The organism is Streptomyces sp. NBC_01257 (assembly GCF_035917255.1).
Lineage (GTDB): Bacteria > Actinomycetota > Actinomycetes > Streptomycetales > Streptomycetaceae > Streptomyces.
In genome coordinates, this window is sequence record NZ_CP108472.1 from 4,844,298 (window position 1) to 4,864,703 (window position 20,406).

The following is a 20,406-nucleotide window of genomic DNA, read 5'->3' on the forward strand; positions in this document are numbered from 1 at the left end:
CCCACTGACAACGCGCTCAAACCAGTGCGGGCACAGCGTGGCGGATCCCGGCCACGACACGGCCACGTCCCGGTCCCGGCCCGGCGGGGCCCGGCCGGGGCCTCGTCCTCCGGCTACGCGGGCGCGACGAGCAGCGGCCTGGCGCGCTCCCGCAGCTCGACGACGCGCGGCTCGTCCCCGTAGGGCTCCAGCCGGTGCAGCAGGTCGCGCACGTACTCGGTGGTCCGGGCCGACGAGATGCGGCCGGCCACCTCCACGGCCCGGGTACCCGCCGCGCACGCCGCGTCCAGGTTCCCCGACTCCAGCTCGGCGACGGCCGACACGACGAGCCGCAGCCCGTGCGAGCGGACGAACTCCTCGGTGGGCCGGGACAGCGCCTGCTCGGTGAAGCGCCGCACCTGCCGCGGCGCCTTCAGGTCGAGGTGGCACTCGGCGGCGTCGGCCGCGAACCGGTCGTACGAGTAGAAGCCCAGCCACGACGGGTCCGCGTCGCCGTCCCGCGAGCGCTCCAGCCACCCCTCGGCGGCCTTCAGCGCGGCTCCGGCGGCCGGTGCGTCGTTGGCCTTGGCGTGGGCCCGCGCTTCCACCAGGCGGAAGAAGCTCATGGTGCGGGCCGTCGCGAGGCCGCGGTTGCGCTCGACCGCCGCCTGCGCGAGGTCGACGCCCTCGTCGGCGAAGCCGCGGTAGGTCGCCTGCAGCGACATGGACGCGAGGACATAGCCGCCGAGCGGCACGTCGGCGGCGGCCCGGGCCAGGCGCAGCGCCTGGATGTAGTAGCGCTGGGCGGCTTCCTGCTGGCCAGTGTCGAAGGCCATCCACCCGGCGAGTCTGGTCAGTTCGGCCGCCGCGCCGAAGAGCGCCCGGCCGACCTCGTCGCTGTACGAACCGAGCAGCAGCGGTGCCGCGTCGACGCGTAAGCACTCCGGGACCATGGACGAACGCCAGTCCCCGCCGCCGTACTTGGAGTCCCAGCGGCGCGCGTCCTGGGCGGCCTCGCGCAGCTTGGACACGTCGCTGTGGCCGACCCGCAGCGACGAGATGTCGTGGGCGGACTCCGGTCCCGGCTGGACGGGGATCGACAGTCCGTGCCCGGGAACCGCTGCCGTGCCGGGCCCGGCGGGCGCGGACGGCCCGGTCGCCGCCGTGGGACCCGAAGTGTCCGGTACGAGCGCGGAGCCCGACGGGTTCCGCTGCCCCGGTGCACCGGGCGATCCGGACGGGCCGGATGATCCCGGGGGTCCGGACGGGAGCAGGATTCCCGGAGCGCCCGATGTCCGTTGCGCCCCCGACGCGCCCCGTGCGCCCTGCGTGCCGTACCGCTGGGGGTCCGCCACCTCAGCCGCCGTCGAGGCACGGGCCACCGACGGGTCGGCAGGGGATATCAGCCAGCGGGACGCGGGGGTCGCGTACGCGCTCACGGAGAACGAACCCGCCAGCGACTGCCAGATCCCGCCGCTGCCGGCCCGCCGTCCGGCCAGATCCAGCCGGTACAGCTCGGTCGCCGAACGGACCGCCTCGCCCACATCGCGCGGAAACGCCAGCCCGACCTCCGGCGCCGGGTCGGCGTCGGCCAGGCCGATCTCGTGCAGAGGGACCGGGCGGCCGAGCTTGGCCCCGATCGCCGCGGCGATGAGATGCGGCGCGGCGCCCTGCGGCACCATGCCCTTGGAGACCCACCGGGCCACCGAGGTCTTGTCGTACCGAAGTGTCAGTCCGCGCTGCGCCCCGAGGTCGTTGACCCGCCGGGCGAGCCCGGCGTTGCTGATTCCCGCGAGGGCGAGAACGGTTCCGAGCTTCTCGTTCGGTCCGCGTTGCTCCCTGGACATGCGCCACCCCTCGACACACAGACGGCAGCCGCGTCACCGTGGAGGCGCGCGGCATTCGTACCGTGTTCTCCCCAGGGACGAACCCCGGCACTCCGGCCGCACACGCATTTGGCCGAGCCCCGAGGAATATGCCGCCCTGCTGAGAACATCAGTAAACCCAGCGTAGTTCGCCGCATCCCTACCGTTAAGGGGCAGACGTCCGTATGGCGGGATTGTTGTCCGTCCCCGGCCACGCGCGGCGAACAGCGGGGAGCCGGAGCGGGCGAGGGGCCCGCGGGGCGGGTGGGGTGAGCGGGAGGCGGAGGATGCGCGAAGGAGCGGGGGAGGAAACGCGGAGGAAGAGCGGGGGAAGAGCGGAGGCCCGGGGGAGACTCCGCCGGGCCTGCCCCGGCCGGCCCGGGGAGATCGCCGGAGCGGGCCGCGCCCGGCGGTGCGGCGCCCGGCCCGGTGCCGGTGCGCGGAGCGGTGCGGAGGGTGCGCGGACCGTACGGTTCCGGGTCCCGCCCGCCCGTCGACCTGCCAGGACCCGGGCGCCGTGGGCTGCCCCGGCGCCCGGTCTGCACGGCCCCGGCGGCCCCCTCCGCGGTCCCCTTCCGAGGTGTCTCCGCGTGCTCCTGGCGTGTGGCCGTGCGCCCGGCCGTGCGCTCTGGCCCGGCCACCACGGCAGCGCTTGCATGGATGCTGCGTGGGTCGGCCCGCTGCACTGGACTCGGCGGGCTGGGGGAATACCGCTGCCTCATTCCCCGCAGGCGGCGGACCGGTCCGGGGGGCGGACTGCGCCTCCCGGACCGTGCGACGAGCCCGCGCGGGCCGTCCGCCGGACCGGGCCGCGGGGCGCTGACCGGGGCGACGCCCGAGACCTGTCACGGCTCGGAGCCCGCGCACCGATCACTCGGCAGGGGCCCGGCAGCGGCCCGGGCACAGTCGCGCAGCGGTCCGGAACAAACCGGTGCGAACAATGATGAATTCGGCCGCGAAGACCAGGTCGATCGGTTCCCGCGGCTCCTGAGATTGGCCGGATGTCGCCGGTCGGGTGCGGTTGGGCCGACGGATCCGCGGACATCCCGGCGGCCGTCCGGACGGGTGGCCGGCCATGGCCGGATCGGGGCCGTTCGGCCCGGGTGCGTACGGGGAAGGCAACGCGCGGAATGCAACGCTCCGTTGACGCCGGGGCCGACGCGCGCGGGCCGTACGCCGAACGCCGGGTCCGACGGCCGCTCTCCGGCCTTTGCCAGGGGCGCATGCGCTCGCGACGTGCGCCGTCCGTAGCCCCTCCTGCACGCCGTTGTCGTGGCAGCATGTCCGCAACGGCGCCGCGCGTTACCGGAGTTCTCCCGATACCGCCCTGCTGCGCCGATTTGTCCACAGCCTGTGGAGGCGGCGATGCGTTGGTTGGTGGGCTGGAGCAGTATCGCCGCGAGCTTCGGCACGGTCGGAGCGGTCGGCGGCAGTGACGAGGGGCGCACGATGCACCCCGTGGGTTCCCAACTCCTTTGGGGGGACCCGGATCCGCTGTGGGCGGTCGGCGACTGGCGCCCCGACGAGATCCGCACCGTCCGGGTGGACACCGCCGAGGGCACCCCGACCGCCCGGCTCGCCGTACTCGGCTGCTGCGGCGCCACCGACGAGCAGCTGCGCATCGGGCTGCTCGCCGCCCGCGGTGGCGCGCTGCGCCACCTCACCGCGTGGACGGGCAGCTACACGGCCGTCGTGCAGATAGGGCGACGGATCACCGTGACCGGGGACCTCGCCGGTGCCCGCCCGGTCTTCTACACGCCCTGGGCCGGCGGCACGGCGTACGCCACCGCCGCGCTCCCCCTCGCCGACCTCATCGAGGCCCAGCTGGACATCGGCCACCTCGCCGCCCTGCTCGCCTGCCCCGAGACCCCGGAGGCGCTGCGCGACGGCACCCCGTACACGGGAGTGAAGCGCATCCCGCCCGGGCACGCGCTGATCCTCCGCGAGGGTTCGCGGGAGATCACGGGGTACGAGGCGGTGGCCTCCCTCGCCGTGGCCGCACCCGAACTCGACCCGGTGAGTGCCGTCGACGGGGTGCGCGACGCTCTGGTCGACGCGGTGCGCGCCCGGCTCCTGGCCCCGCGCCACGCCCCGGAGACCCTGCCGCCCGACCCCGGCCCGGTGCCCGGCATGGGCCCGGCCGAACGCCGCGCCGCCCGCGGCGCACCCGTCCCCGGCATCGGCTCCGACCTCTCCGGGGGCAGCGCGTCGGCGACCCTCGCCCTGCTCGCCGCCGGCCTGCCCGGTCTGCCCGGCACGCTCCTGGGCCACGGCACGGGAGCGGGGGAGCGGCTGCTCGCCGTCACCTTCAACGACCTGACGACGCGCGCCCACGAGGACGAACTCGAACGGGCCCGCGTCATCGCCGCCAATCCGAGGCTCCACCACGTCGTGGTCGCCGCCGGCGAGGAGGCCCTGCCGTACGCCGATCTGGAGAACGGCCCGCTCACCGACGAGCCGGCCCCCTCCCTCGTCCTCGTCGAACGACACCGCCGCCGGCTCTCCGCGGGCAGCGCCGACCACTTCGTCGGCGACGGTGCCCGGCAGGTGCTCGACGCCCATCCGGCGCGCCTCGCCGATCTGCTGATCGACCGCAGACGGCGCCATCTGGTCCGCCCGGTCGCCGCGCTCGCCAAGGCCGAAGGGCCCTCCGCGCACTCCCTGTTCGTGCCGCTGACCGTCTACCGGGCGGCCCGCCGGCTGGCCCGTACGTCCTACCGCACCGGTCTCGAAACGGCGGCCGGCCGGCTGACCGACGCCAACCGCCTCACCCCCGACCTCGACACCCCCGCCGACGCCTCGCTCGCCGCACTGGCCTGGTCCCGGCCGGGTCCGGCCGCCCGGTGGCTGACCGGGGAGGCGCTGGCTGAAGTATCGGTTCGTCTCCAGGAGGCGGCGATCCGCCCCACGTCCGTCCAGCGCCCCGGCGAGGCCCGGGCCAGGGCCTCGCTGGCCCGGCAGGCCGCCGACCACCGGATCCTGGAGCAGGCCGCCGAGATCCGCAGCCAGCGGCTGCACGCGCCCTTCCTGGACAACCAGGTGGTACGCGCCGCCCGTGCGCTCCCCGAGTCCCTGCGCGTCCAGCCGGGCGCCCGGGCGGCGATCCTGCGCCGGGTCCTGGCGGGCACCGGCATCCACGATCTGCCACCCGGCTGGGGCACCCCGTCCCAGGCCACCTCGACCGCCGTCACGCGCACCGGCCTGCGCGCCTCGCTGCCCGAACTGATCGCCCTCTTCGACGCCCCGCTGCTCGCCGACGCGGGCCTGGTCGAGGCCCGCGTCGTCCGCAAGGCCCTGCGCGCGGCCTCCGAGGGGGAGCCCCTCCCCCTGGACGGCCTGGCCGACCTCGCCTCCACGGAGCTGTGGCTGCGCCGCCTCGTCTCGCGCCGCGGCACCTGCTGGACGGGCACGGCGGCACCGCGCCAGCGCGCGGTCGCCGGCGGGGTGGCTCCGGCCCGGCGGTCGCTGCAGGGGTGACCCGCGCGGCCCGTGCACCGAGGCCGTGATCCGGGGCCCGCATCCGATGCCGGCCGTGCCCGCGGCCCGGTGACCGCGCCCGGTACAGGCGTTCGGTGACCGTTGTCCGAGGGGCGGGACACAATGGCAGAGTGCGGTATCTGATCCTGGGCGTCACGGAGGCGCGAGACGAGAGCGGCGACGCGCTGTCCCTCGGCGGTACGCGGCTGCGCGCCCTGCTCGCGGCCCTCGCCCTGCGCCCGGGCCGCCCGGTGCCGGTCACCGACCTCGTGGACGACGTCTGGGCCGACGAACCCCCGGCCGACGCCCCCGCCGCGCTCCAGGCCCTCGTCGGGCGGCTGCGCCGCGTGCTCGGGAAGGACGCGCTGGCCAGCACCCCGGGCGGCTACCGCCTCGTCGCCGGTCGGGACGACGTCGACCTGTACGTGTTCGAGCGGCTCGCCCGGCAGGGCACGGCCGAGCTGGAGGCCGACGCCCCGGCCGAGGCCGCGCGTACGCTGCGCGAGGCGCTCGCCCTCTGGCGCGGCCCCGCGCTCGCCGACCTGCCCGACGGGGACCGGGGCCACGCCCTGAGACCGGAGGCCCACCGGCTGGCCGCCCGCGAGCGCCGGATCGAGGCCGACCTGCGCTGGGCGGCAGCGACCGGGAGGCCCCCGGCCGACGCCGACAGCGACACCAGCACCGCCCCCGACCCCGCCGCCCTCGTCGCAGAGCTGACGGAGCTGACCGCCGCCCATCCGTACGACGAGCGCTTCCGGGCCCAGCTCATCCGCGCCCTGCGCGCCGACGGCAGACAGGCCGACGCCCTCGCGGCGTACGAGGACGCGCGCCGCACCCTCGCCGACGGCCTCGGCACCGACCCCGGGCCCGAACTGACCACGCTCCACCAGGAGCTCCTCAGCCCCGCGCCCACCGCGCCCGTCCCGCCCGCTCCGGACGGCGCACCGCCTGCGGCGCGCGGCAACCTCCGCCCCCGGCTCACCTCGTTCGTCGGACGCGAGCCCGAACTGCACGCCATCCGCGACGAGCTGACCCGGTCCCGCCTGGTCACCCTCACCGGCCCCGGCGGCTCGGGGAAGACCCGCCTCGCCGAGGAGTCCGCGGCCCACGAGAACCGCACCGCCGCCGCCCCGCGCGAGATCTGGCTCGCCGAACTCGCCCCGGTGGAGGACCCCGACGCCGTCCCCGGAGCCGTACTCTCCGCGCTCGGGCTGCGCGAGACGGCCCTGCTGCGGGACAGCACCCACGACGGTCCGCTGCCGCGCACCGACCCGGTCGACCTGCTCGTCGACCATCTCGCGCACGGCTCCCGGTCCCGGCCCGTCCTCCTCATCCTCGACAACTGCGAGCACGTCATCGACGCGGCCGCCGCACTGGCCGAGACGCTGCTGACCCGCTGCCCCGAGCTGCGCGTCCTCGCCACCAGCCGCGAACCGCTCGGCGTCCCCGGCGAGTCCGTCCGGCCGGTCGACCCGCTCCCCGCCGACCCCGCCCTGCGTCTCTTCACCGAACGGGCCCGGGCCGTACGCCCCGGATTCGACCCCGAACACGAGCCGGCGCACGATCCCGAGGCCGTCGCCGAGATCTGCCGCCGGCTGGACGGGCTGCCGCTCGCGATCGAACTGGCCGCCGCCCGGCTGCGGCTGCTCGGACCGCGCCAGATCGCCGACCGGCTCGACGACCGCTTCCGCCTGCTGACGGGCGGCAGCCGGACCGTGCTGCCCCGCCAGCAGACCCTGCAGGCCGTCGTCGACTGGTCCTGGGACCTGCTCGACGAGGATGAACGCACCGCGCTGCGCCAGGTCTCCGTCTTCGCGGGCGGCTGGGACCTGGCCGCCGCCGAAGCCGTCGTCGGCGCACCGGCGGAAACCGGCGGCACCGTCCTGGCCGACACCGCGGACCTGATCGGCGCCCTCGTCGACAAGTCCCTGGTCGTCGCGGCCCCGGCGGGGGACGGCACGATGCGCTACCGCCTCCTGGAGACCATCCACGAGTACGCCGCCGAGCGCTGCGCCGAGACGCCGGACATACGGGCCGCCGCCGGCCACGCCCACACCGCGTACTTCACCGCACTCGTCGAGCAGGCCGAACCCCTCCTGCGCTCCAGTGAACAACTGCCGTGGATCCAGCACCTGGAGACGGACCTCGACAACATCAGGGCCGCCCTCCAGCGCACCACCACCGCCGGCCCTACCGGCGAACCGGACGCGGCGCGCCTGGTGCTGGGCATGGCCTGGTTCTGGTGGCTGCGCAACTACCGCCCCGAGGGCCACGCCTGGGCCGACCGGACCCTGGCCCTCGGCCCCGAAACCGCGGACCCCGCGGACCCCCGCTACTGGCCCCGGATGAACCTACACATGGTGCGGTTCTTCCTCATGATGGACAGCCGGCCCGCCGACCGGGACGAGGAGGGCCCGGACGACCAGCAGGTCCAGGAGGTCATGAGCCGCGTCGCCGAGGCGTTCGCCGAATCCGGGCCGCAGGGCGCCCGGTTCCCCGGACTGCTCTGGCCGATGACCTCGTTCCTCACCTGGACCACGGCCGACGTGCGGCGGAAGATCGACGTGGCCGTCGACAACGCCCGTGTCCACGGTGGCCCGTGGGAGTACGGCGTCGCCCTGATGTTCCGTACGCACATGGTCGTCGACATGCCCGGCGGCATGCCCGGTGTCGACGAGGACCTCGCCGAACTGCGCGTCCTGAGCCGCCGCGTCGGCGACCGCTGGATGCGCGCCCAGGTCGCGAGCGCGGCGGCCGAGGCGGGCATGATGCGCGGACGGTACGAGGAGGCGCGCGCCGACTACGAGGAGGCGCTGCTGCTCGCCCGCGAGGTGGGGGCCCATGCCGAGGCCCCGTTCCTGCTGGCCCGGCTCGCCGAACTCGCCTACCGCACCGGCGACCTGGCCGCCGCCGAGGAGGGCCTGGACCGCTCGGAGACCGAGGCGGATCGGCACCGGACGCACGACGCGACTTCGTACGTCCACTACCTGCGGGCCCTCATGGCGCTCGACCGGGGCGATGCGGTGACCGCCCGCCGGCAGCTCACGTCCGCCCAGGAGGCGAACGGGCGCGGCGGCCCGGCCTCGCACTTCACCGTCATCCAGGAAGGCCTCTCGGCCCGGATCGCGATACACGAGGCCGGGCCCGCGGGCGGCCCGGCCGTCGGGGTGCGAGGGCTGACGGCCGCCCTGGTCCTGGCGAAGGAGGCGCAGTGCGCCGAGAACGTCACGGGGTATCTGGCGGACAGCGCGGGAGTCGCGCTGCCGAGGATCGGCCGGCACGCGGAAGCCGTACGGATCCTCGCCGCCGCCGACACCTGGCGGCTCTCCGGGCCCAGGTCCGCCATGGAGCAGTCCGAGGTGGACGCCGCCGAGCGGCTGGCCCGCAAGGAACTGGGCGAACTGCGGTACGAGGAGGAGCACGCCGCGGGCCGCGAGCTGAGCCTCGATGACGTCACCGCGCTGATGGAGAGCGTCACCGCGGACCTCCCGTGAGCCGGAGGAGCACGGTGGGAGGCGCACCGGGCGGCTCCCGCCCGGTCAGCGGCAGCTGATCCGTGATTCGGCCCAGTCGGCGAGGGCGACCCCGCCGAACGGGCCCGTCGGCTCCACGACGAGCCGGATCCGCTCCTGCCCCTCGATGCCGACACTCACCGGAACGGCCGGGTCGTCACCCTTCATCACGGGGGACTGCCACAGCCGCGCCCCGTCGCCGTTGAACACCGAGAAGCGCACCGAGCCGAGCCCCATCGTCAGGTCGTCGACGCCGACCATCGCCTCGTAGCGGCTGCACCGGCGGTTCAGCTGGATGATCACCGATGACCGGCTGTGGACGGTCACCCCGTGCGCGTACCGCGTGCCGCCGATCGACATGCCGGAGCGCTGCCAGACCCAGCTGCTCTCGCCGAGCACCACCTCGGGGCCGGTGTGGTCGCCGAGCAGGGTGTAGTCCAGCTCGCTGACCTGGTACACCTCCGGCGCAGGTGCGGGCGGCGGCGGGGGAGTCGGGGCCGGCGGCGCCGGAGGTGGTGACGGAGGCGGCGTCGGCTTCGGTGCGGGCTTCGGGGGCGGGGTGGGGGTGGGTGTCGGGGTGGGGGTCGGCGTGGGTGTGGGCGTGGGTGTGGGCTTCGGCGGCGTGGGAGCCGGCGGAGCGGGCGCGGGGGGAGTCGGCTTCGGTTTCGGCTTCGGCGGTGCGGGGCTCGGCACCGCGGGCGCCACGGCCGGGGGCTTGGCGACCGGCTTCGCCTCCGGGCGCGGCTGTTCGTCCCCGACGAGCGCCCATACGAGTCCGGCCGCGGCCGCGACGGCGACCGCCGCAGCGATACCGGCCTTCGCCGGAGCACCGAGCCCCTCGGAGGCGGCGGCGCCACCGGCCGAGCCCGCGGACGAGCCCCCGCCGGTCGCGGCGGCCGCGGCCCCCGCACCGGCGGCACCGGCCGCGCCGCCCGCCACGATCCCGGCGGCCTTGAGCGCGTATCCGGCGGCGAACCAGCCGATGACCGCGACCGGGAGCAGCGCGGGGATACCGGCGTTGACATGGGCGAGTTCGCCCGCGGCGAGCCGGCACTTCGCGCACTCGTCCAGATGCCCGCGCAGCCCGCGCTCGGCCCGCATCCGCAGCCCGCCCCGGGCGTAGGCGCCGAGCCGGTCGGCGTAGCGTGCGCAGTCGCCGCCCGAGGTGAGCGCCTGGCTCACATGGGCCTGCAGATAGGCCTGCTTGAGTCCTTCACGGGCGCGACTGGCCAGGACGGACGTGGCGTTGGCGGTCAGTCCGAAGAGCGGGGCGATGTCGCTGGGCGACTCCTCCTCGACGGTGGTGTGCCACAGGACGGCCTGCCAGCGCTCGGGGAGGCTGCGGAAGGCCTGCATCGCCATCGACTGCTCGGCCTCGTGCATCGCCATCACATCGGCGCCGAGATCGAGGGTGTCGGCGTCCGAGATATCGGAGGAGTGGGCCGCCTGGGCGGCGAACACCGCGAAGTCGTCGACCAGTTGCTCACGCTTCGCGGTCTTCGTCCATGCCGCGGCCACGTGCCGAACCGCCGTCATCAGGTAGGCCCGCACGGCCTCCTCGGGGCCCTTGCCGCCCCGGACGGCCTGCAGTGTCCTGGCGAAGACCTCGGCCGTCAGGTCGTCGGCGGTGTGCGCGTCACGGCAGCAGGTGCGCGCATAGCGGCGCACGGCGTCGGAGTGGCGCCGGAACAGCTCCTCGTACGCCAGGTCGTCGCCGTCCCGCATCTGCTGGATCAACTGGGCGTCGGCGGGCGCGAGTCCGGAGGAGGCGACGCCGGACGCGCTGCCGGGCGCCCGCTGCTGCGGCACGGCGGCCGCGGCGGCGGCATCGATCGCGTCCGTGTCAGTCCTGTCGGTCCTGCCGGTCCTGTCCGCAGAGTTCGCCGTGTCCACCGTGTCCGCCGTGTTCTCGACGGGGGCGGGCGGCCACGGCCCGGGCAGGACGGTGCCGCCCTCGTTGTCGTCCTCGGCGTCGGACCGGCGCGGTCGGGCCTGGCTCGGCACCTGTTGGCCGGGCAGCCCGCCCGTCTCCGTGCCGCCGCCCGCGGCGACGGCGCCGTCGAGCGACTCTTCCTGCTGCCCGTCACCGCTCATCGCGGTCGCCCCCGTATGCGCTGTCGGACCCGAACACCGGGCAAGCGTGCCACAGCGGGCGGGAGCGGCGAACCCTCAGCCTCGCCAACCACTCATCCGGGGCGTTTTCCCGAATGTGAGCTCTAACGACGACCCATTCGGGGAAGGAGTAACAGGATGTGCTGACGGGACAGTTGGGGCGGAACGCACCGAGAGCACCACAAGTGCCCTGCCCGGACAGGCTGGGGCAGCCCGGCCGGACGCCGCGATGCTCCCGGGCCGGACGGCCAACACCGCACCGGCCCGAGCATCACCGCACCGGCCCGAGCATCACCGCACCGGCCCGAGCATCACCGCACCGGCCAGCACTGCGCAACGCACGCACCACATCGGTCCGCCCTGCGCACCGCGCCCTACCTGACCGCACTGCGCACCGCGCCCCACCGGACCGCACTCCGCAACAGAGCGCCGCACCCCTACGCGGGCCGCGAGCGCAGGCCCTCCAGCAGGATGTCCAGCAGCCGGGCCGAAGCGGCCGCCTGCTGAGCCGCGTCCGGCAGCGAGGGTGCCGCCGTCGCGATGACCAGCAGCACATCGGCCACCGTCACATCGCGGCGCAGCTCACCGGATGTCCGCGCCCGCTCGACCAGCCGGCCCACGACCTCCAGCAGTTCGGCCGCGCCCGCGCCGAGGTCAACGGCCTCGTCCTCCGGTGCGGCGCGGCGCTCGGCCGCCCGCAGCCCGGCCTGGCCGGTCTCCTGGCGCTGCTGGGGCACCCGGGTTTCGTCCCGCGTGTCCTGCGGCGCCGCCGGCGTCCGTACCTCGCCCGCTTCGCCGACCACCGTCGAGTCGTCGACATCCACCCCGACCCGCAGTATCTGCGGAGGCAGCAGCCGTCCCGCGCCCGAGGCCACCGAGGTCCGCAGGAAGCGCGACAGCGCCGACCACGGCTCGTCCTCCTGCCCGAGCGCGGACCGGGCCTGGTCGGTCAGGCGGGCGGTCTCCTCCTCGGCTATCCGGCGCACCAGCACGTCCTTGCTGGGGAAGCGCCGGTACACCGTGCCGACGCCGACCCGTGCACGGCGTGCCACGTCCTCCATCGGAGCGCCGTATCCCAGCTCGCCGAACACCTCGCGGGCGGCACGCAGCACGTGCTCCAGATTGCGCTGCGCGTCCACGCGCAGCGGCGCCGAGCGGTTGTGGGCACCTGAGGCCGAGCCGAGCGCGGCCCCCAGCGTGCTCACTGTTCCCGTCGATGCGGCGGTCGCGCCCGACCCGACCCCGCTCACTGTGCCGACTGCCCCGATTCGCCCGTTTCCTTCGGGCGCGACCGCAGCAGTCGGCCAATGCGATTCCTGAATATGCATAACTGTTCCCCCGGTTATGACGTCTCCCCCCGGAGACTCCCGCCGTGTCAGTCGAGGGTGGACCGTTGGTCACCGTCCGACACCCCGACGACACACGAACATAGTTGAGCCCGGGTCAATTCAGAAGGGGGCAGTCCGTCCGGAGCGCCCCCTGATCGGAGCAAGGACCGGTTGGTCACCGATTGGGCCCCCGCCCGTATCCCTCCCCGTAACCCCTGACCTGCGGGACTTCCGTACAAGCGGGTCGATCCGCGGCACCGGCCCGTGCGGAACCTCCGGTCACACAATTTGCCGGGGCTGTGGACAAACTCCTGTGCACGTTGCGTCATGGGGTGGTGATGGCTTCAGATTCCGGGGGGACACCCCCCGGCCCCCCGCCGGGTGTGCGCATTCTCGTCGTCGGTGGGGGCTATGTCGGGATGTACACCGCACTGCGTCTCCAACGGAAGCTGAAGCAGCGGCTGAGAAGCGGTGAGACGGAGATCGTCGTCGTCACCCCCGACCCCTATATGACGTATCAGCCGTTCCTTCCCGAAGCCGCCGCCGGTTCGATCTCACCGCGCCACGTCGTCGTGCCGCTGCGCCGCGTCCTGCCCCACTGCACGATCGTCATCGGCGAGGCCCGGAGCATCGACCACGCCAAGCGCACCGCCACGGTCACCACCCTCGCCACGGGCGAGGACGGCACCGGCGCCGTGGAGATCCCGTACGACGAACTCGTCCTCGCCCCCGGCTCCGTCTCGCGCACCCTCCCGGTCCCCGGCCTCGCCGAGCACGGCGTCGGCTTCAAGACCATCGAGGAGGCCATCGGCCTGCGCAACCACGTCATCGAGCAGATGGACATCGCCTCCGCCACCCGCGACCCCGCGATCCGAGACGCCGCCCTCACCTTCGTCTTCGTCGGCGGCGGCTACGCGGGAGTGGAGGCGCTCGCCGAGCTGGAGGACATGGCCCGCTACACCTCGCGGTACTACCACAACATCAAGGCCGAGGACCTGAAGTGGATCCTCGTCGAGGCCACCGGGCGCATCCTCCCCGAGGTCGGCGAGTCGATGGGCCGGTACGCGGTCCGGGAGCTGCGCGGCCGCAACATCGACGTCCGCCTCGACACCCGGCTGGAGTCCTGCGAGGACCGGGTCGCCGTACTCAGCGACGGCTCCCGCTTCCCGACCCGCACGCTCGTGTGGACAGCCGGCGTCAAACCCGCCCCGCTGCTCGCCGCCACGGACCTGCCCCGCAACGAACGCGGCAGGCTCGTCTGCACGCCACGGCTCACCGTCGAGGGGACCGAGCACGCCTGGGCGGCCGGTGACGCCGCCGCCGTCCCCGACCTGACCGCCGCCGAACCGGGCAGGGAGACCGCGCCCAACGCACAGCACGCCGTCCGCCAGGCCAAGGTCCTCGCCGACAACCTTGTCGCGGCGCTCGACGGCCGCCCCCTCGCGGACTACCGCCACAGCTACGCGGGATCCGTCGCCTCGCTCGGCCTCCACAAGGGCGTCGCCCACGTCTACGGACGCCGCCTCAAGGGATACCCGGCCTGGCTGATGCACCGCATGTACCACCTGAGCCGCGTCCCCACGTTCAACCGCAAGGCCCGGGTGCTGGCCGAGTGGACCCTCGCCGGACTCTTCAAACGGGAGATCGTCTCCCTCGGCTCCCTGGAACACCCCAGGGCCGAATTCGAAATCGCCGCAGGCCGGCAGCCCCGGCCGGACGACGACGACTGTCAGTAGGGTCCGACACACTGGACGTGTGACCATAGGTGGGCTCACATCTGCACAGAGTGACCCGGCCGGCAGCGACCGACAGTGACCACCGAACACCGTCCCAGGGGCAACCAGACCGCCACTACATACTTGTGACGCCCCGGCAGAGGAAGCAGCCCGCCCGAGCGGACCAGACCGACACACGAGGCCAGAAATTCCGTGAACTTCACGCGTTGGAGCGCCCGCCTACCCGGTACGCAGCGTCGAGCCGCCCGGGACGACCGCAGTCCCGTACCCGCGGCCCGCGCCGAGTACGCACAGGCCGCCACCGGATCCGGCCCCCCGGACGCCGATCCGGAAAGCCCCGGCGCCCGGCCCGCCGCGCCCGCCCTCGAGGACCTCTCCGCCCGCGACATCCTCGGCCAGCTCCCCGCTCTCGTCGCCCTGGTGCACGGACCCGACCACCGCATCGCGTACGTCAACGACGCCTACGCCGCGGCGTTCGGCCCGCGCCCGTCCGGCGTCCCCGCCGCCGAGGCCATGCCCGAGCTCACCGAGCTCAGCCTGCTCCCCCTGATGGACCAGGTCCTGCGCAGCGGCACCCCCCGCACGGTCAAGTCGCGCAAGGCCGGCAGCGGCAACTCGTACACCGTCACCTGCACCCCCGTGCGGCGCGACCAGGACAAGGGGCACGAGGGCGGAGTCCTCGTGTACGCCGCCGACGTCACCGACCACGCCGAGGCCGCCGAGCGGCTGCGCACCAGCGAGAGCCGCCACCGCGAGACGGCCGTCACCCTCCAGCGCTCGCTGCTCCCGCAGGAGCTGGAACAGCCCGACGACCTGCGGATCGCCGCCACCTACCAGCCGGGCGGCACGGACGCCGCGGTCGGCGGCGACTGGTACGACGTGATCACCCTCGGCGCGGGCCGCACCGCGCTCGTCATCGGGGACGTGATGGGCCGCGGGGTGCGCGCCGCCGCGGTGATGGGCCAGCTGCGCACGGCCGTGCGCGCCTACGCCCGGCTCGACCTGCCCCCGCACGAGGTGCTCCAACTGCTCGACGGCCTGGCGGCCGAGATCGACGCCAGCCAGATCGCCACCTGCGCCTACGCCGTGCACGACCCCAACGAGGGCCTGCTCGTCTACTCCTCCGCAGGCCACCTCCCGATCCTCGTGCGCGACGAGGACGGCGCGGTCCACCGCGCCGCGGACCCGACCGGCCCCCCGCTCGGCACCGGCGGCTGGATCCACACCTCGGGCACGATCGCCCTGCCGCCCGGCTCCACCGCCGTCCTCTACACGGACGGCCTGGTCGAGCGCCGCAGCGAGGACATCGACGAAGGCGTGGCCGCGCTGGAGCGGGCGCTGTCCGGTGCGAAGGGTTCACCGCAGGTGGTCTGCGACCGTCTGATCCGTTCCCTGAACGTCACGGCGGAGCACGACGACGACGTGGCGGTGCTGGTCGTCCAGCACCCCGCCCGCACGGGCCCGACCGCGGAGCTCTTCCACAACGCCTCGCTCGATCTGCTCGGCGGCATCGAGGCGGCCCCGCGCGCCCGCGCCTTCGCGACGGGCGTGCTGACGTCGTGGCGCTTCCCGGTCGAGCTGTGCGACCTGGGTGTCCTGGCGGCCGGCGAGCTGGTGGCGAACTCCCTGCAGCACGGCACACCGCCGATGCGCCTGGGCCTGCGCCGTACCGACCGCCGGCTGATCATCGAGGTGACCGACGGCGACGACCACCTGCCGCGCCGCCGCCGCGCCGAACCAGGGGACGAGGCGGGCCGGGGCATCTCCATCGTCGCGTCGATCGCGACGTCGTGGGGCAGCCGCCGCACGCCCGGCGGCGGCAAGGCGGTCTGGTGCGAGTTCGCCCTGCCGCAGTAGCGGCCCGCAGGCCGGCCCGGTCCGTCAGTGAACGACGGCGACCGGGGCCGGCACCTCGGCCTGTGCCTGCTCCGGCAGTGACACGGCCACCACCCGCGACGGCACCGCCGCGAGCGAGGGCTGGTCCTGTACGGGGGTGAGCCGCCGGCCGAGCCGCAGCGCCAGCACCGTGATGCCGAGCGAGAACAGCACGAACGTCACGATGTACGGCCCGTGCAGCGAGGCCCCCATCGGCCCGCCCACGGCAGGACCCACCGCCAGCGCCAGCTGCTTGCAGAGCGCGAACGCCGAGTTGTACTGCCCGACCATCGACTCCGGCGCCAGATCCGCGACCAGCGGGGCGACGGTCGGCGACAGCATCGCCTCACCGAGCCCGAAGAGCGCGTACGTGGAGATCATCGCGGCGGTCGCCATGGTCTGGCTGCCGTGCCCGAGGCCCGCGTAGCCCGCCACGATCCAGGCGAACGCCCAGATCAGACCGACGGAGGCGATGACCCGGCTGCGCTTGCGGCGCTCCACCAGGCGCAGCACCACGAACTGGGCCACGACGATGACGGCGGTGTTGGCGGCCAGCGCGATCCCGAGCGTCGAGGGCTGGATGCCGGCGGCCTCGGTGCCGTACGCCGCGAGGCCGGACTCGAACTGTCCGTAGCAGGCGAAGAACACCACGAAGCCCAGCACGCACAGCTGCACCATGGCCCGGTGCGAGAGCAGCACCCGCAGCCCGCCGCGCGGCGCGGACCCGTCGGCCGCCGTCTCCGTCACGACAGCGGCGGTACGCGGCATCCGCACGGTCGCCGTGATGGCGCCGAGCACGAGGAACATCACCGCTTCGATCAGGAACAGCAGCGTGAAGGACGCCGGCCGGCTCGTGTCGACGATCTGTCCGCCGACGAGGCCACCGATGCCGAGCCCCAGGTTCTGCAGGAAGAACTGCATCGCGAAGGCCCGCGTACGGGTGCTGGTGTCGGAGCAGCGGACGAGCATCGTGGCGAGGGCCGGCTGCATGACGGCGGTACCCGCGCCGAGCACGGCCGCCGACAGGACGGACGCGGTGACCTGCGAGGAGAAGCCCAGCGCGGCAGCGCCCAGGGAGGCGACGACCGAGGCGACGATCAGTACGGGCAGTGGCCCGCGACGGTCGATGGCCCGGCCGGTGAACGGTAGGACGGCGAGCGCTGCCATGGCGAAGACCGCCAGTACGACTCCCGCCGTACCGGCACCCAGATCCCGTACCTGCGCCACGTAGACGTACAGATACGGAACGGTGAACCCCAGCCCGAACGCGCTCAGCGCGCTCCCCAGCTGGATCCGCCGCAGTGCTGCACCCATTTCCCTGGTCACACTCACCTACCTCAAGGTCTCGAAACCACGTCATCGAACGACTCGAACCCGAAGACTTTAGCACTAAAGTTAGAAGCTCAACAATACAGCCTGAAGGACTTCGACGGCTGTGGGCGGCGTGCCATACTGCGCGCCATGCCTGACACCACCGAGCCCGGACTCCAGGAACCGAGCCTCGACGAGCAGATCGCCGCCTATCAACGCGAGTTCCGCGACCTCGACCCGCAGGTCGAGCAGGTCGTCTCGGCCCTGGGCCGGCTGAACCGCCGGATGAACGTGGCGTACGGACGGCAGGTCGCCGCCCTCGGCATCAGCAACGCGGAATGGGAGGTCCTCAAGACCCTCGTGCTGGCCGGCACCCCGTACCGGCTGGGCCCGGGCGAACTGGCCAAGCGGCTCGGTCTCACCCCGGCAGCGATGACGCACCGCATCGACCGCATGGCGGGCGAGGGCCTGGTGACCCGCGACCGGGACGAGAACAACCGGGTCCGCGTCATCGTCGAGCTGACGGACGAGGGCCGTACGAAGTGGCTGGAGGCGATGCGCATGGCCTCGGACTTCGAGGAGGAGCTGCTCCAGGACCTCTCGGGCGACGAGCGCGGCGCCCTCGGCGAGATGCTGATCCGTCTCCTGCGCCGGGTGGAGCACGCCCAGCCAGACGCCGGCGGCCGCCTCAAAGACCTGGACTGAGCCCGACCGGAGCCGCACCGCTCGGCAGGGCCGAGGAGGGGTTGACACACCCCTGGGCGATCCGTAAGGTTCTTCGAGTTGTCACGGAGCCGGAACGGTTCACCGACAACCGATCACGCCGCTCATGCGGCAACCAACTCTCAGCACGATCTCCCACTCGGGAGAATTTCGGCGTGCCGAAATTGATTTCGATGACTCGATTATGAGTCGCCGGAAGAATCCGCTAGAGTTTTGGACGTCGGAACGGCCCAACAGCCGGGAAGACAAGCCCCACTGACTGGGAATCAGGCCCGAAAGGATCTGATAGAGTCGGACTCGCCGGAAAGGGAAACGCGAAAGCGAAGAACTGGAAAGCGGAAAATGCGAGGCCCGCTTCGACCGGGAATCGGACACGAAAGAGTCTGGTAGAGTCGGAAACGCAAGACCGAAGGGAAGCGCCCGGAGGAAAGCCCGAGAGGGTGAGTACAAAGGAAGCGTCCGTTCCTTGAGAACTCAACAGCGTGCCAAAAGTCAACGCCAGATATGTTGATACCCCGACCTGCTTCGGCAGGTTCGAGGTTCCTTTGAAAGTCCTACCAGGTCTTTACCGACCTGGTAGGCAATGAACACAGCGAGGACACAGTGAACGGTCGGTCTTATTCCGACCTGACCGTTCCGCTCTCGTGTGTGTCTACCCGATTACGGGAAAACATTCACGGAGAGTTTGATCCTGGCTCAGGACGAACGCTGGCGGCGTGCTTAACACATGCAAGTCGAACGATGAAGCCCTTCGGGGTGGATTAGTGGCGAACGGGTGAGTAACACGTGGGCAATCTGCCCTTCACTCTGGGACAAGCCCTGGAAACGGGGTCTAATACCGGATAATACTTTCCCTCTCATGGGGGAAGGTTAAAAGCTCCGGCGGTGAAGGATGAGCCCGCGGCCTATCAGCTAGTTGGTGGGGTAATGGCCTACCAAGGCGACGACGGGTAGCCGGCCTGAGAGGGCGACCGGCCACACTGGGACTGAGACACGGCCCAGACTCCTACGGGAGGCAGCAGTGGGGAATATTGCACAATGGGCGAAAGCCTGATGCAGCGACGCCGCGTGAGGGATGACGGCCTTCGGGTTGTAAACCTCTTTCAGCAGGGAAGAAGCGAAAGTGACGGTACCTGCAGAAGAAGCGCCGGCTAACTACGTGCCAGCAGCCGCGGTAATACGTAGGGCGCAAGCGTTGTCCGGAATTATTGGGCGTAAAGAGCTCGTAGGCGGCTTGTTGCGTCGGTTGTGAAAGCCCGGGGCTTAACCCCGGGTCTGCAGTCGATACGGGCAGGCTAGAGTGTGGTAGGGGAGATCGGAATTCCTGGTGTAGCGGTGAAATGCGCAGATATCAGGAGGAACACCGGTGGCGAAGGCGGATCTCTGGGCCATTACTGACGCTGAGGAGCGAAAGCGTGGGGAGCGAACAGGATTAGATACCCTGGTAGTCCACGCCGTAAACGTTGGGAACTAGGTGTTGGCGACATTCCACGTCGTCGGTGCCGCAGCTAACGCATTAAGTTCCCCGCCTGGGGAGTACGGCCGCAAGGCTAAAACTCAAAGGAATTGACGGGGGCCCGCACAAGCAGCGGAGCATGTGGCTTAATTCGACGCAACGCGAAGAACCTTACCAAGGCTTGACATCGCCCGGAAAGCCGTAGAGATACGGCCCCCCTTGTGGTCGGGTGACAGGTGGTGCATGGCTGTCGTCAGCTCGTGTCGTGAGATGTTGGGTTAAGTCCCGCAACGAGCGCAACCCTTGTTCTGTGTTGCCAGCATGCCCTTCGGGGTGATGGGGACTCACAGGAGACTGCCGGGGTCAACTCGGAGGAAGGTGGGGACGACGTCAAGTCATCATGCCCCTTATGTCTTGGGCTGCACACGTGCTACAATGGCCGGTACAATGAGCTGCGATGCCGCGAGGCGGAGCGAATCTCAAAAAGCCGGTCTCAGTTCGGATTGGGGTCTGCAACTCGACCCCATGAAGTCGGAGTTGCTAGTAATCGCAGATCAGCATTGCTGCGGTGAATACGTTCCCGGGCCTTGTACACACCGCCCGTCACGTCACGAAAGTCGGTAACACCCGAAGCCGGTGGCCCAACCCCTTGTGGGAGGGAGCTGTCGAAGGTGGGACTGGCGATTGGGACGAAGTCGTAACAAGGTAGCCGTACCGGAAGGTGCGGCTGGATCACCTCCTTTCTAAGGAGCACTTCTTACCGGACTTCGGTTCGGTCAGAGGCCAGTACACCGGCGAATGTTCGGTGCTGGTTGCTCATGGGTGGAACGTTGACTATTCGGCACGACAGGTTGTTTTCACTAGTACTGCTTCGGCGTGGAACGTGAGGGTGATCGGTCGGGTCGGGCACGCTGTTGGGTATCTGAAGGTACGGCCGTAAAGGTCGTCCTTCGGTTGCCGGCCCCAGTGAACTCGCCTGTAAGGGTGGGGTGATGGGTGGCTGGTCGTTGTTTGAGAACTGCACAGTGGACG

Annotated in this window: 9 protein-coding genes and 1 rRNA gene; 6 read left to right on the forward strand and 4 right to left on the reverse strand. The window is 72.2% G+C overall.

The features are described 5' to 3' along the window. Nucleotides 1-113: 113 nt before the first annotated feature. Nucleotides 114-1,826 (reverse strand): sporulation protein, encoded by a 1,713-nt coding sequence (locus tag OG408_RS20885; protein ID WP_266780596.1) that lies wholly within the window; start codon nucleotides 1,824-1,826, stop codon nucleotides 114-116. A 1,383-nt stretch (nucleotides 1,827-3,209) separates the two neighbouring features. On the opposite strand from OG408_RS20885, the gene OG408_RS20890 reads away from it, so the two are divergent. Continuing rightward, entirely contained in the window at nucleotides 3,210-5,321 is a 2,112-nt protein-coding gene (locus OG408_RS20890) for an asparagine synthase-related protein (protein WP_266780598.1), read from the forward strand. 131 nt (nucleotides 5,322-5,452) lie between these two features. Then, entirely contained in the window at nucleotides 5,453-8,815 is a 3,363-nt protein-coding gene (locus OG408_RS20895; RefSeq protein WP_326671310.1) for a BTAD domain-containing putative transcriptional regulator, read from the forward strand. 45 nt (nucleotides 8,816-8,860) lie between these two features. Here OG408_RS20895 and OG408_RS20900 read toward each other — a convergent pair whose 3' ends face one another. Then, a complete protein-coding gene (locus OG408_RS20900; RefSeq protein WP_326671312.1) occupies nucleotides 8,861-10,927 on the reverse strand; it encodes a sigma-70 family RNA polymerase sigma factor in 2,067 nt (688 codons plus the stop codon). Between the two features lie 455 nt (nucleotides 10,928-11,382). Beyond that, nucleotides 11,383-12,273 (reverse strand): TetR/AcrR family transcriptional regulator, encoded by an 891-nt coding sequence (locus OG408_RS20905; RefSeq protein WP_285564320.1) that lies wholly within the window; start codon nucleotides 12,271-12,273, stop codon nucleotides 11,383-11,385. A gap of 419 nt (nucleotides 12,274-12,692) precedes the next feature. Between OG408_RS20905 and OG408_RS20910 the strand changes: the two genes are divergently transcribed. Further along, nucleotides 12,693-14,009 (forward strand): NAD(P)/FAD-dependent oxidoreductase, encoded by a 1,317-nt coding sequence (locus OG408_RS20910; protein WP_266780606.1) that lies wholly within the window; start codon nucleotides 12,693-12,695, stop codon nucleotides 14,007-14,009. Between the two features lie 192 nt (nucleotides 14,010-14,201). After that, a complete protein-coding gene (locus OG408_RS20915) occupies nucleotides 14,202-15,866 on the forward strand; it encodes an ATP-binding SpoIIE family protein phosphatase (protein WP_266780608.1) in 1,665 nt (554 codons plus the stop codon). 24 nt (nucleotides 15,867-15,890) lie between these two features. Here OG408_RS20915 and OG408_RS20920 read toward each other — a convergent pair whose 3' ends face one another. Then, complete coding sequence (locus OG408_RS20920; protein WP_285564319.1) at nucleotides 15,891-17,198, reverse strand: MFS transporter; 1,308 nt, start codon at nucleotides 17,196-17,198, stop codon at nucleotides 15,891-15,893. A gap of 147 nt (nucleotides 17,199-17,345) precedes the next feature. Here OG408_RS20920 and OG408_RS20925 point away from each other — a divergent pair, with 147 nt between their 5' ends. Both OG408_RS20925 and OG408_RS20930 read left to right on the forward strand, forming a co-directional pair. Further along, a complete protein-coding gene (locus OG408_RS20925; RefSeq protein WP_266780612.1) occupies nucleotides 17,346-17,900 on the forward strand; it encodes a MarR family winged helix-turn-helix transcriptional regulator in 555 nt (184 codons plus the stop codon). 691 nt (nucleotides 17,901-18,591) lie between these two features. Next, a 16S ribosomal RNA gene (locus tag OG408_RS20930) occupies nucleotides 18,592-20,117 on the forward strand. The last annotated feature ends 289 nt before the right edge of the window (nucleotides 20,118-20,406 follow it).

Excerpts from the sequence above, each read along its gene's own strand:
- OG408_RS20885 (WP_266780596.1), bottom strand. The coding sequence starts at position 1,826 with ATGTCCAGGGAGCAACGCGGACCGAACGAGAAGCTCGGAACCGTTCTC.
- OG408_RS20890 (WP_266780598.1), top strand. The coding sequence starts at position 3,210 with ATGCGTTGGTTGGTGGGCTGGAGCAGTATCGCCGCGAGCTTCGGCACG.
- OG408_RS20900 (WP_326671312.1), bottom strand. The coding sequence starts at position 10,927 with ATGAGCGGTGACGGGCAGCAGGAAGAGTCGCTCGACGGCGCCGTCGCC.
- OG408_RS20905 (WP_285564320.1), bottom strand. The coding sequence starts at position 12,273 with ATGCATATTCAGGAATCGCATTGGCCGACTGCTGCGGTCGCGCCCGAA.
- OG408_RS20910 (WP_266780606.1), top strand. The coding sequence starts at position 12,693 with ATGTACACCGCACTGCGTCTCCAACGGAAGCTGAAGCAGCGGCTGAGA.
- OG408_RS20920 (WP_285564319.1), bottom strand. The coding sequence starts at position 17,198 with ATGGGTGCAGCACTGCGGCGGATCCAGCTGGGGAGCGCGCTGAGCGCG.
- OG408_RS20925 (WP_266780612.1), top strand. The coding sequence starts at position 17,346 with ATGCCTGACACCACCGAGCCCGGACTCCAGGAACCGAGCCTCGACGAG.